General features: G+C 67.8%; 9 protein-coding genes and 1 tRNA gene. 8 read left to right on the top strand and 2 right to left on the bottom strand.

The window, feature by feature from the left end; genetic code table 11:
* Positions 1-10: 10 nt before the first annotated feature.
* Together ABFS34_03660 and ABFS34_03655 are read right to left on the bottom strand one after the other, a co-directional pair.
* Complete coding sequence (locus tag ABFS34_03660) at positions 11-769, bottom strand: rhomboid family intramembrane serine protease (GenBank protein ID MEN8374522.1); 759 nt, start codon at positions 767-769, stop codon at positions 11-13.
* Between the two features lie 24 nt (positions 770-793).
* Positions 794-1,921, bottom strand: coding sequence for a prephenate dehydrogenase/arogenate dehydrogenase family protein (locus tag ABFS34_03655; protein MEN8374521.1), 1,128 nt, complete (start codon positions 1,919-1,921; stop codon positions 794-796).
* 88 nt (positions 1,922-2,009) lie between these two features.
* On the opposite strand from ABFS34_03655, the gene ABFS34_03650 reads away from it, so the two are divergent.
* From ABFS34_03650 to yihA, 8 genes are all read left to right on the top strand, one after another.
* On the top strand, positions 2,010-3,857 hold the full coding sequence (locus ABFS34_03650; GenBank protein ID MEN8374520.1) for a tetratricopeptide repeat protein: 1,848 nt from the start codon (positions 2,010-2,012) through the stop codon (positions 3,855-3,857).
* A 175-nt stretch (positions 3,858-4,032) separates the two neighbouring features.
* Positions 4,033-5,964: a molecular chaperone DnaK gene (gene dnaK / locus ABFS34_03645; GenBank protein MEN8374519.1), complete on the top strand. Its 1,932-nt coding sequence runs from the start codon at positions 4,033-4,035 to the stop codon at positions 5,962-5,964.
* A 147-nt stretch (positions 5,965-6,111) separates the two neighbouring features.
* Positions 6,112-7,647, top strand: a complete 1,536-nt coding sequence (locus ABFS34_03640; GenBank protein ID MEN8374518.1) for a trypsin-like peptidase domain-containing protein — start codon at positions 6,112-6,114, stop codon at positions 7,645-7,647.
* A gap of 127 nt (positions 7,648-7,774) precedes the next feature.
* Positions 7,775-7,856, top strand: a tRNA-Leu gene (locus ABFS34_03635).
* 82 nt (positions 7,857-7,938) lie between these two features.
* A complete protein-coding gene (tig, locus tag ABFS34_03630) occupies positions 7,939-9,225 on the top strand; it encodes a trigger factor (protein ID MEN8374517.1) in 1,287 nt (428 codons plus the stop codon).
* Positions 9,226-9,290: 65 nt separating this feature from the next.
* Positions 9,291-9,917: an ATP-dependent Clp protease proteolytic subunit gene (locus ABFS34_03625; protein MEN8374516.1), complete on the top strand. Its 627-nt coding sequence runs from the start codon at positions 9,291-9,293 to the stop codon at positions 9,915-9,917.
* A 5-nt stretch (positions 9,918-9,922) separates the two neighbouring features.
* Positions 9,923-11,161 (top strand): ATP-dependent Clp protease ATP-binding subunit ClpX, encoded by a 1,239-nt coding sequence (gene clpX, locus ABFS34_03620; GenBank protein MEN8374515.1) that lies wholly within the window; start codon positions 9,923-9,925, stop codon positions 11,159-11,161.
* Positions 11,162-11,207: 46 nt separating this feature from the next.
* Complete coding sequence (gene yihA, locus ABFS34_03615; protein ID MEN8374514.1) at positions 11,208-11,837, top strand: ribosome biogenesis GTP-binding protein YihA/YsxC; 630 nt, start codon at positions 11,208-11,210, stop codon at positions 11,835-11,837.
* Positions 11,838-12,105 lie beyond the last annotated feature (268 nt).

Below are 12,105 nucleotides of genomic sequence, written 5' to 3'. Positions count from 1 at the left end.
CGCGCACCCATTACCACCATCCGCGATGCGGAATCTCCTCCGGACGCAGCTTCACTCGGGCGCGCTTGGCTTCGACCAGCCGGCGCATGCGGAACGGCCTCACGAGCAGCAGACCCGCGACGAAGCCGCCGATGTGCGCCCAGAAGGCCACTCCCGCCCCGCCGGCGGTGGTGGTCGCGCCGGCCAGAACCTGGATGGCGATCCACTGGCCGAGGATGATCCACGCCGGAATGGGAAACACCCGCACGATGATCACAAAGATGAACAGCGTGTGTATGCGCACCCGCGGGTAGAGCAGCAGGTAGGCCCCCATGACCGCGCTGATGGCCCCCGAGGCGCCCACCGTGGGGATCCAGGAGCCGGGGCCGCTGTAGATGTGCGCCAGCGCCGCCGCGGCGCCCGTCAGCAGGTAGAACCCGAGGTACCTGAGGTGCCCCATCGAGTCCTCGATGTTGTTCCCGAAGATCCACAGGAACCACATGTTGCCGATGAGGTGCATCCAGCTGCCGTGGAAGAACATGCTGGTCCCCAGGGTGGACCAGGTGAGCCCTCCGGGCACGCACGGGAGCCCTTGCCCCGCCCCGGGTGGCACCGCAGAGCCCGTCAGCTCGCCCGGGATCGTGCCGAAGGCGCACACCGACGCCTGCAGCGCCTGGGGGTCCGCGCCGCCGCCCTGCACCACGAGCCAGATCACGAAGTTGGCCGCGATCAGCGCCATTGTGACGAACGGCGTCAGCTCGGTCGGGTTGTCGTCTCGCAGGGGGAACATGGCGCCCTCCGGGGCGAGTGGGTCTCAGCGGCTCCGCCGGCTGCTCAGGTAGGCCTTACCCCGTTCCATCAACGACCCGAACCCCGCCTGGTCCCCGGCCTGCACCGCGGCGCGGATGCGCTCGACGGCGTCGGCCAGCGCTGCGAGCGGCTCCCCTCCGTAGTCGTTCAGGCGCTGAATCTCGAAATACATCGCCGGGTTGTCTCCGGCCACGAGCGACGCCACGTCCAGCTGCGCGTCGAAGGTCGTGCTGGACAGCGCGGCGAGACGGGGCGCGGCCTCCCCGCTCTCCTGAAGCACCGTGAAGAACGCGATGTTGAGGGCGTGCGACAGGCCCAGCACGTAGGCGACCAGGCGATCGTGCTCCTCGAGGCCCATCTCCACTTGCAGGACCATCGTCGCGTCGAAGAGACCGCGCGCCTCGCGCGTCGCCTCGGGGTCTCCCGCGTCCACGAAGATCACGTGCCGACCGGAGAGCAGGCGCGTGTCGGGGCCGAACATCGGGTGCACGGACGCCACCCGCGCGCCGGCGTCGCGCAGCTCGGCGAGCGCCGCCCGCAGCGGGGTCTTGAGCGAGCCGATGTCGAACACCAGGCCACGCGGCCGCCGGGCGGCGAGCCCGGAGAGCACCTCGGCCGAGCGAGCGAGGGGCGCCGCGACCACCACCACGTCGTGGTCCGTCGAGCCCTCCGCCCAGCCGGCGCGGTGGGGCCAGGCGTCGTCGGGCGGCGCCGCGGCGGGGTCGGCGACCTCGACCGCGAACCCCTGCGAGGCCAGGAAGCGCGTGAACCACAGCCCCATGCGCCCGTGCCCGCCGATCACCAGCGCGGTACGTCCATCGCCCTCCGCCGCGGCCGCGACCCTGGCCCGCTCCTGCACGGTCAGCGAGTCGCGGATGAGCAGCAGGACGGCGGCCTCGGCCAGGTCCGGGTCGGCGCCGCGCGCGCGTGCCTCGGCTCGGGCCCTCTCCAGCACGTCGCGCTCCTGCCTGAAGTCGCGCGTCGTCAGACCCGCACGATGCTTCGCGTCCGCCATCCGAGAGGACAGCCGAGCCCGGCGGGCGATGAGGTCGATTAGCTCCCTGTCCACATCGGCGAGCCTCGCTCGAAGTTCGGCGAGCGCGTCTTCGGGGGGGCGCGTCGGATCGTCCATCGGCGCATCGTCACAGCGGGCGGCTTCGGGAGCAAGCCCTACAAGGTGTTGCCGGGCACGGAGCGCCCGAGCAACTTGGGCGATCGCCATGAACCTCATCGAAGAACTCAAGCGACGAAGCGTATTCAGAGTCGCCGCCGCCTACGCGGTCGTCGGGTGGCTGCTCATCCAGGTCGTCAACGAGATCGCGGAGCCCCTCGGGCTGCCGGGGTGGTTCCCGACGGGGGTTATCGTCATGATGGGCGTGGGCTTCCCGCTGGCGGTTATACTGGCCTGGGCCTTCGACCTCACGCCCGCAGGGGTCAAGCGCGCCGTGCCGGCGGGAGCGCAACAGGCGACGCCACCCCGACGCGGTTCGCCTCTTACCGTCATCACCATCACCGGCCTAGTCCTGGGCCTCGGCTACTTCGTATGGGAGAGCCGATTCGCGGGTGGCCCCGATCGGGCTGACTCTCCCCCGGGCCCGGGAGCCGCCGCCCAAGCCGTCGCGCTGCGTTCGATCGCCGTCCTGCCGTTCCAGAACATGTCCGGCTCTCGGGACAACGAGTACTTCTCAGACGGCATCACGGAGGAGATCCTGAACGCGCTGGTGCGGGTGCCCGGCCTGAGCGTGGCGAGCCGCACTTCGTCCTTCACCTTCAAGAACCCCGAGCTGAGCGCTCCCGAAATCGCGGGCGCGCTGGACGTGGGCTACCTGCTGGAGGGCAGCGTCAGGCGCGACGACGCGGGCGGCCGCGTGCGCATCACGGCCCAACTCATCGATGGCGCGAGCGACCGGCACCTCTGGTCGGACACCTACGACCGCGACCTGGCGGACATCTTCGCGGTGCAGGAGGAGATCGCCCGGACCATCGCCGCCGAGCTCCAACTGTCGCTGGAGCTAGGCGCGGACGAGGCGCTGATCGAGAGCCGTACGGACGCGGACCTGTACGAAACCTACTTGAGGGCCGTCGAACTCTACCGCGCCCGAGGAGAGAACCTGCGGGAGGCGCTGCACCTCCTGGAGGGCGTGGTCGAGGCCGACCCCGCTTACGAGCCGGCCTGGTCTACACTCGCCGCGGCATACATCGTGGCACCCGCGTTCCTGGACGAGTGGAACGACGACATCCCTGCCGCGGGGGCGCACGGGAGGGCGGCATACGCCGCGGATCGAGCGTACGACTTGTCGCCGCGCAGCCCCAACGCGATGCTACGCCAGGGACAGCGACGGGCGTTCGCCGGGGACTACGTTCGAGCCCTCGCCCTCATGGAGGAGGCCGCGGCCGCCGACCCGAACAACGATGTGCTGCTCGAGGATCTGGCCCAATTCACTATGATGGCCGGTTACGTAGAGCGGGCGAGACGCCTTTTCGAGCGACTCGTGGAAATCGCGCCCGACAACCTCCTCTACCGGACCGAATCCGCCGAAGCCATTGCCGCGAGCGGGGATCTAGAGGACGCCATCCGGGTTGCGCTCGCCGTACACGAGGCCGACCCCACATTCACCTACGCCATCTTCCGGGCTGCGCAGTTCATGGTGGCGGCGAGCGGCCCGGAGCGAGCAAGCACATTCCTTCGAGACGTTCAAGGAGCGCCGGCCTTCGCGGAGCTGACGGCCAAGCAGCGCAGCGCCTTCCGGGGGTTGGCGGAACTGCTGGAGGATGCGGTTGCTGGCGCGCCTTCGCCCGTTGCCGATCCGTCGGTCGTGGCCTTCAGCGGGGAGATCCTGCTGGCGACGCATGGCCTGGAAGAATTCATGCAATGGGTGGGTCGACAGCCGATCAAGACATACGCCGCGTTCGACCTGCTGGCCACGCGCGACCCCGCCGTGCTCTCCGACCCACGCACCATTGGGACCATCCGGGACGCCGGCCTCGAAGACCTGTGGCGGGCGCGGGGCTGGCCCGAGCTCTGTAGTCCGTCGCAAGACGCAAGCTTTACGTGCGGCCTCGACTGAGCCCGACGCGCCGCCAAGCCCGCCAATCCGGCAGGGCAGGTTCCGTCGCATGCGCCGGATTGGCGCGAAACGGGGGGCAAACCCTGGCATGGGCGTTGCACTTCGCGAAGGCGGCTCCGGATGCTTACGACCGTCGCTTGTCGCGGCGGTTTTCGACTGACACAGGGGAAAGCACATGGCGAAGGTGATCGGCATAGACCTGGGCACCACGAACTCGGTGGTGGCGGTCATGGAGGGCGGGGATCCGGTGGTGATCCCGAACTCCGAGGGCGGCCGTACGACTCCGTCGGTGGTCGCGTTCACCAAGGACGGAGAGCGCCTCGTAGGCCAGGTAGCCCGGCGTCAGGCGATCACCAACCCCACCAACACGATCTTCTCGATCAAGCGGTTCATGGGTCGGCGCGGCTCGGAGGTGCGCGACGAAATAGGCAAGGTGCCCTACGACGTGCGCACCGACAGCCAGGGGCGCGTCGAGGTGCACGTTCCCAACGCCGACAAGACGTTTTCGCCGCCGGAGATTTCTGCGATGACTCTGCAGAAGATGAAGCAGACGGCGGAAGACTATCTGGGGCACGACGTCACGCAGGCGGTCATCACCGTGCCGGCGTACTTCGATGATTCGCAGCGGCAGGCCACAAAGGACGCGGGCAAGATCGCGGGCCTGGACGTGCTCAGGATCATCAACGAGCCCACCGCGGCCGCGCTGGCGTACGGACTCGACAAGAAGAAGGACGAGTTGATCGCCGTCTACGACCTGGGCGGCGGAACCTACGACATCTCGATCCTGGAGTTGGGTGACGGCGTCTTCGAGGTGAAGGCCACCAACGGAGACACCCACCTGGGCGGGGACGACTTCGACCAGCGCGTGATCGACTGGCTGGTGGAGGAATTCAAGAAGGACCAGGGCATAGACCTGTCCAAGGATCCCATGGCCCTGCAGCGCCTCAAGGAGGCCTCGGAGAAGGCCAAGATGGAGCTGTCGACCACCATGTCGACGGATATCAACCTGCCGTTCATCACGGCCACCCAGGAGGGCCCCAAGCACCTCAACGTGTCTCTATCGCGCGCCAGGTTCGAGCAGCTGGTCGAAGACCTGGTGCAGCGCACCATCGAGCCGATGAAGAAGGCGCTGGAGGACGCGGGTCTGAAGCCCGACCAGGTGGACGAGGTGATCCTGGTGGGCGGATCCACGCGCATGCCGAAGGTCCAGGAGGTGGTGAAAGAGTTCTTCGGCAAGGAGCCGCACAAAGGCGTCAACCCCGACGAGGTGGTGGGCGTCGGCGCGGCGATCCAGGGCGGCGTCCTGGCGGGCGACGTGAAGGACGTCCTGCTTCTGGACGTCACGCCGCTGTCTCTGGGGATCGAGACGCTGGGCGGCGTGATGACGGCGCTGATCACGCGCAACACCACCATCCCGACCAAGAAGGCGGAGACGTTCTCCACGGCCGAGGACAATCAGACGACCGTGGAGATCCACGTGCTGCAGGGCGAGCGGCCGATGGCCATGCAGAACAAGACCATCGGCAAGTTCCAGCTGACCGGGATTCCGCCGGCACCGAGGGGGATGCCCCAGGTAGAGGTGACCTTCGACATCGACGCCAACGGCATCCTGCACGTGACCGCCAAGGACCGCGCCACGGGCAAGGAGCAGAAGATCCGCATCGAGGCGTCGAGCGGCCTTTCCGACAACGAGATCGACCGCATGGTGTCCGAGGCCGAATCGCACGCCGATGAGGATCGGCAGTTCAAGGAGCGCGTGGAGACGCGCAACCAGCTCGACTCGTTGGTCTATCAGGTGGAAAAGGACCTGGGCGAGTGGGGCGAGAAGCTGGACGGCGACATCAAGGAGAAGCTGGACGCCGCGGTGGAGAGGGCCAAGAAGGCGCTCAAGCAGGACGAGGCCGGCGAGCTCGCGGCGGCTCGCGACGAGCTGATGCAGGCCTTCAGCGCGGCCGGCCAGCAGGTCTACCAGGCGCAGGCCGCGGAGGCGGAGTCCGCGGAGGCCGAGGCCGAGGCGCCGGTGGAAGAGGGCGCCGAGGAGCCCTCCGGCGGCGAGGAGGAAGACGTGGTCGAAGCCGACTACGAAATCGTCGAAGAGGAGAGTTAATTCCGCCCGCCCGCCCGCCCGTCTGGGAGGGTCGGGAGCGTCGGGCCGTGCAGACGCGGCGAGATCGAGCCGGTCCGGAGGTTTTCGGACCGGCTCTTGCCGTATTCGGCGGTGCCGAAGGCAGGACCTATCCGCTAGATTCGGAGCATGGTGATACGTAACCGCTGGCTGGCCCTGGCGCTCCTCGTGGGCGCGTTCGCGCTGGGCCTGCTGTTCGCGAACGGGTTGCTCGGGCGCGCCCGAGACATCCCGGACCTGCGCCGCAGCGCGTCGTTGGCCGAAGCCCTGGACACGACATTCACGGCGCCCGCGCCCGAGGAGATGAATCCCGACGCAGTGCGCCGGGCCAGCGAGCTGGGAGCGGCCTTCCCGTCGATCGCGGACAGGATCACCCCCGCCGTGGTCCGCATACGCGCCGAGCGCGGGGTAAGCCGCCCTCAGCGCACGCTGTTCCGCTCCCAGAATGAAGAAGAGCCGCGGCTCGAAGTAGCGGGGGGCACCGGCTTCATCGTCTCCTCGGACGGCTTCATTCTCACCAACAACCACGTGGTCCAGGGCGCCGACGCGTTGCTGGTGATCCTGAGCAACAAGCGTGAGTACGATGGCGTCATCGTCGGCACCGACCCGACGACCGACATCGCCTTGGTGAAGATCGACGTCGACGACGTCCCGGCGGCGCCGCTCGGAGACTCCGACGCGGCCCGCGTGGGCGAGTGGGTGCTGGCGTTCGGCAACCCTGGAATAGGCAGCTCGAGCCTCGACTTCACCGTTACCAGCGGTATCATCAGCGCGAAGGGCCGCCCGCTGTCCATCCTGCGAGCCAGCCTCCAGGACGACGCGGGCTTCGCGATCGAGGACTTCCTGCAGACCGACGCGGTCATCAACCCCGGCAACTCCGGCGGGCCGCTCATCAACCTCCGCGGAGAGGTCGTGGGCATCAATACCGCCATCTCCAGCTCGACCGGCCGCTACGAGGGCTACGGCTTCGCGATTCCGATCAACCTGGCGCGCCGCGTCATGCGCGACCTGGTCGAGCACGGGCGCGTGCGCCGCGCGCTGCTCGGGATCAACGTCCAGGAGGTCACGCCCGAAGACGCGGAGGTTTACGGTCTGCCGGACATCCGCGGCGTGGTGGTGAGTCAACTGTCGGAAGACTCCCCGGCCGATGCGGCGGGGGTGAGGCCCCACGACGTGATCATCGGCATCGAGGGGCGGCCCGTGGAGCGGGTCGGCGAGCTGCAGCGGCTGGTCGCCCAGAACCGGCCGGGCGACGAGGTGCGCATCGACCTCATCCGCTACGGCGAGCCGCTGTCCGTCTTCGTGAAACTCACCGAAGCGCCGAGCGTCGCCGCGGAGCCGTCCACCACAAACGGGAATGGGCTCGGGCGACGCAGGGGAGCCGAGGCGCTCGGCTTGCGCATCGGCGACGCGACAGCGGAGGAGGCCGATCAGTTCGGCTACCCTCGGCGCAGCGCGATAGTGGAGGAGGTGATCGGTTTCGGACCAGCCGATCGCCGCGGGGTGTTCGTGGGCATGCGCATCGTGTCGATCGACGGCGCCGCGGTTGCGACCGCGCGGGAGGCGACCGCCAACCTGCGCCGGGTCACCTCCGGGGACATCGCCTCGTTGGAGCTCGAGGCCCCGGGCGGCATCCTGCGCATCGCCAATCTGCGGATGCCCTAGGGCACCGTAACAGAAGTGTCGATGGCATTCAGCGGGCGAGGAGCAGCGGACGCTCGTGTCGGCAACGTTCCAGCCGGGATCGTCGGTTGATCCCGATTTTCCGGTCTCGTAGATTTTGGGACCCCGAGCGAAAGTGGCGGAACTGGTAGACGCGCGAGATTTAGGATCTCGTGGGCTTGCCCGTGGGGGTTCGAGTCCCCCCTTTCGCATGACACTCGGCGCGTCGCGCCGTCTCTCAATCGACCAGGCACCGACCCGCGTGGGCGCGCGGCAGTGGTGCTTCGAGGATGCGTGTCCACGACTGAACTGAAGGTCGCCGTCGAGGAGCCGGGCTCGTGGGCTCGTCGGCTGACCATCACCGTGCCCGCCGAGCGCGTCTCTCGCGAGCGCAAGGCCGTGGCGCGTTCCATAACGGCATCCGTCAGGATGCCCGGCTTCCGTAAGGGCCACGTACCGGCCAACGTGGTCGAGCGGCACTACGGCGCCACCATTCGGGAGCGCGTGGTCGAACGCATGATGGAGAAAGCGTACCGGGAAGCGCTCGCCGAGCATGGGCTGGAGCCGATCAGCGAAGCGGCGGTGGGCAACGTGCGCTACGACGAGGGCGCCGATCTGACCTTCGACGTGCAATTCGACGTGCGGCCCGAGATCGAGATCGCCCGATCGGGGGGATTCTCGGTGCGTCGCCCGAGCGTGGGAGTGGGCGAGGAAGAGGTCGAACGCGTGCTGCAGCGTCTGCGCGACGAGCAGGCCACTTGGGAACCGATCGAGGAAGGCTCCGGCGCGGACGGCGACGTCACATTCGTGCGCATCACGCCGCTGGACGACGAGGGCGTCGAAGGCGAAACGCGGGGTTACGAGGTTATCCTGGGGCGCCAGCAAGCGCTGCCGGACGTAGAGGAGGCCATCCGCTCGTTGGAGATCGGTGGCAGCGGGGAGTTTCTCATCGCCGCCGGCGCGGATCCCGGTGACGCCGCGGGCACGGCGGACGTCCAGGCTAAGGAGGAGCGACGCATCCGGCTCGAGCTCGTCGCGGCCCGCCGGCCGGACGTGCCCGAAGCCGACGACGCGTTCGCCCAGGCGGTGGGCGACTTCGACTCGATCGAGGACCTGCGCGCCCGCGTCCGCGAGGACCTCGTCGTGGAGGCCGACCGGGAGGCGGACAGGGCGGTCCATCAGCAGCTCATCGAGCGGATCATCGAGGCCAACGCCTTCGACGTCCCGAACACGATGATCGACCGCTACGTAGCGGGGCTCGTGCCGGCTTCCGATGACGCTGATCCGGAGCAACTCGAGCAGATCCGACAGGCCGCCAGGCCCGCCGCGGAGAGGGCCATCAAGCGCATGCTGATCCTGGAGCGCTTGGCGGATTCCGAGGGCCTGCGGGCGTCCGAGGTCGAGGTCGATGCGCGTCTCTCGGAGATCGCCGAGCGGAACAATCGGACCTCGGCGCAGGTCCGAAGGGAGTTGAAGAAGGCCGGACGGCTCGACGCCATCGGCGACGCGCTGACCGAGGAGAAGGTGTTCGGCTGGCTTGCGGCCCGGTCCGAGGTCGAGATCGAGCCCGCTGGGGAGTGACGGAGGTGGTGGGGATGCCGCCGTCGGCAGTGGACCGCGTGACGGAAAACGAGACGAGGAGCTAGATGCCGATTTACCCGCCGTACGTGATCGAACGCACCAGCAGGGGCGAGCGGAGCTACGACATCTTCAGCCGCCTGCTGATGGACCGGATCATCTTCCTCGGCACTCCGATCGATGACAACGTTGCCAACATCGTCATCGCGCAGCTTCTTTTCTTGCAGGCAGACAATCCCGAGCGTGACATTTATCTTTACGTCAACTCGCCGGGTGGTAGCGTCTACGCGGGCCTGGGCATCTACGACACGATCCAGTACCTGAGCGCCCCGGTAGCGACCATGTGCGTGGGAATCGCGGCGTCGATGGGCGCCGTCCTGCTCGCGGCGGGAGAGGAGGGCAAGCGCAGCGCGCTGCCCAACTCGCGCATCATGATCCACCAGCCTTCTTCTGGCGCCCAGGGGACGGCGGCGGACATCGAGATCCAGGCGAAGGAGATCCTGTACGCGCGCGAGCGCCTGAACCAGATCCTGTCCAAGCACACCGGCCAGGACGTCGCGAAGATCGCCGACGACGTGGATCGGGACCGCTTCATGAGCCCGGAAGAGGCCCTCGAGTACGGGATCATCGACAACGTCGTATCGAAGCGCGCGGACGTGGTGGGAATCGAGAACGGCAAGCGCAACAGCGAGTAGAGGCCATGCCGAGCGACAAGCACCTGAGATGTTCGTTTTGCGGGAAGTCCAAGGACGCGGTGAAGAAGTTCATCTCCGGTCCATCGGTCTACATCTGCAATGAGTGCGTTTCGCTCTGTAACGAGATCCTGGCGGAGGAAGAGGAGCGCGAGGCGGCCGAGGCCGTCCCGACGCTACCCGTGCCCCAGGAAATCAAGGACGTCCTGGACGAGTATGTGATCGGCCAGGAAGAGGCCAAGAAGTCGTTGTCCGTTGCGGTCTACAACCATTACAAGCGGGTCAATCACCACGGACAGCTGGACGACGTGGAGATCGAGAAGTCGAACATCCTTCTGCTGGGCTCCACGGGCGTCGGCAAGACCCTGCTGGCGCAGACGCTCGCTCGCATCCTGCAGGTCCCGTTCACGATCGCCGACGCCACCACGCTCACCGAAGCCGGCTACGTGGGCGAAGACGTGGAGAACATCCTCGTCCGCCTGCTTCAGGCCGGAGACTTCAACATCGCCGAATGCGAGCGCGGCATCGTCTACATAGACGAAATCGACAAGATCGCGCGGAAGTCGGAGAACCCGAGCATCACCCGTGACGTTTCGGGCGAGGGAGTGCAGCAGGCGCTGCTGAAGATCCTGGAGGGCACGGTCGCCTCGGTCCCGCCGCAGGGAGGGCGCAAGCACCCACAGCAGGAATACATCCAGATCAACACGCGCAACATCCTGTTCATCTGCGGGGGCGCCTTCGACGGCCTGGAGAAGATCATCGGCTCCCGCGTGGGCAAGCGCCGCATCGGCTTCGTGGGCGAAGACGTGGAGCAAGGCGCGGAGACTGACGATCCGTTCGTGGGCGTCGAGCCCGAGGATCTCCTGCGCTTCGGCCTGATTCCGGAGCTGGTTGGGCGGCTGCCCGCGATGGTGAACCTGCAGTCTCTCGACGAGGACGCCCTCGTGCGCATCCTCCAGGAGCCCAAGAACGCGCTGGTGAAGCAGTACCAGAAGATGTTCGAGCTGGAGACCGTTGGCCTCACCTTCGACGCCGACGCCCTGCGCGCGATCGCCCGCAAGGCCATCGTGCGCGGCACCGGCGCCCGCGGCCTGCGGGCGGTGCTCGAAGAGCTCATGCGCGACGTCATGTTCGACCTGCCTTCGCGCGAAGACGTACGCGAGGTTGTCGTCACGCAGGAGGCCGTAACGGACGCCATTCCGCCGCTGCTGGTGTTGCACCCCGAACAGACCAAGCGCGAGGCCTGAAGCCGACTCGCCGCGCCGACTTCGCGAGCGGCGCGGCCACCCCCCGATGCGCATCCTGTCCGTAGAGTTCGATGGCGCCATCGCCGCCACCGGTGGAGCCGCACCCTCCGAGCCGCTGTCCCAGGTCGCCTTCGCCGGCCGCTCGAACGTCGGCAAATCCAGCCTGATCAATCGCCTGTTGGGGCGCACCCGTACCCAGATGGCACGCGTGTCGGCCCGTCCGGGTAAGACCAGGGAGATAAACTTCTACCGCGTGCGTGCGCTGGACGACGAGCCGGACGGTGAGCGCGCCATCGCCTTTCACCTCGTCGACCTGCCCGGATTCGGCTACGCCAAGGTCCCGGACGCGGTGCGGGAGGCCTGGGGCGAAGCGATCGACCGGTATCTGGGCGGGTCGCGGCTGCTCCGCGGGGTCATCCAGTTGGTCGACGCCCGGCGGCCTCCCACCGCGGACGATCGGCGCATGACCGAGTTCCTGGGCGCGATCGGCGTGCCAGTGCTGGTTGTCGCGACCAAAATGGACAAGATCCCGCGCGCCAGTCGCAAGGACGCCGAGCAAGCGGCGGCACGGGTGCTCGGGGTGGACGAGGAGCAGGTCCTGGGGTTCTCTTCCGTCACCGGGGAGGGTCGAGAGGAGCTGCTGGCGACTCTCGCGCACCTGCTAGCAGGTCGCTGAAAAAGGGGAGTGCGGCCGCGAGCAGGGGGCTTGCGGGCGTCCAGGGCAGGAACGACGAGGAGGCATAGCCTAAGCTATGGCGACGAGGAGAGACGAACGCTGGATCCCGCAACCCCCCTGCTCCCTTCGGGTTGGGGCGGCACGGGGTCGTCCGACGTCGTTAGCGCTCCTCCCCGATACGCAACGGTATCGCGTCGTCGCGCCGCCTCGCAGCCGACCCCGTGGCGCTCCCAACGCGGCTCGCTACCCTTTTTCAGCGACCTGCTAG

The sequence above is a fragment of the Gemmatimonadota bacterium genome (genome assembly GCA_039715185.1).
In the GTDB taxonomy this organism is placed as follows: Bacteria; Gemmatimonadota; Gemmatimonadetes; order Longimicrobiales; family RSA9; genus DATHRK01.
Note: the sequence above shows the minus strand (reverse complement) of the source record. Positions and strands in the feature narration are given on the sequence as shown.

Bases quoted from the DNA above. Each gene is read 5' to 3' on its own strand.
- ABFS34_03655 (MEN8374521.1), bottom strand. From the start codon at position 1,921: ATGGACGATCCGACGCGCCCCCCCGAAGACGCGCTCGCCGAACTTCGA.
- ABFS34_03640 (MEN8374518.1), top strand. From the start codon at position 6,112: ATGGTGATACGTAACCGCTGGCTGGCCCTGGCGCTCCTCGTGGGCGCG.
- ABFS34_03650 (MEN8374520.1), top strand. From the start codon at position 2,010: ATGAACCTCATCGAAGAACTCAAGCGACGAAGCGTATTCAGAGTCGCC.
- clpX (MEN8374515.1), top strand. From the start codon at position 9,923: ATGCCGAGCGACAAGCACCTGAGATGTTCGTTTTGCGGGAAGTCCAAG.
- ABFS34_03660 (MEN8374522.1), bottom strand. From the start codon at position 769: ATGTTCCCCCTGCGAGACGACAACCCGACCGAGCTGACGCCGTTCGTC.
- dnaK (MEN8374519.1), top strand. From the start codon at position 4,033: ATGGCGAAGGTGATCGGCATAGACCTGGGCACCACGAACTCGGTGGTG.
- ABFS34_03625 (MEN8374516.1), top strand. From the start codon at position 9,291: ATGCCGATTTACCCGCCGTACGTGATCGAACGCACCAGCAGGGGCGAG.
- yihA (MEN8374514.1), top strand. From the start codon at position 11,208: ATGCGCATCCTGTCCGTAGAGTTCGATGGCGCCATCGCCGCCACCGGT.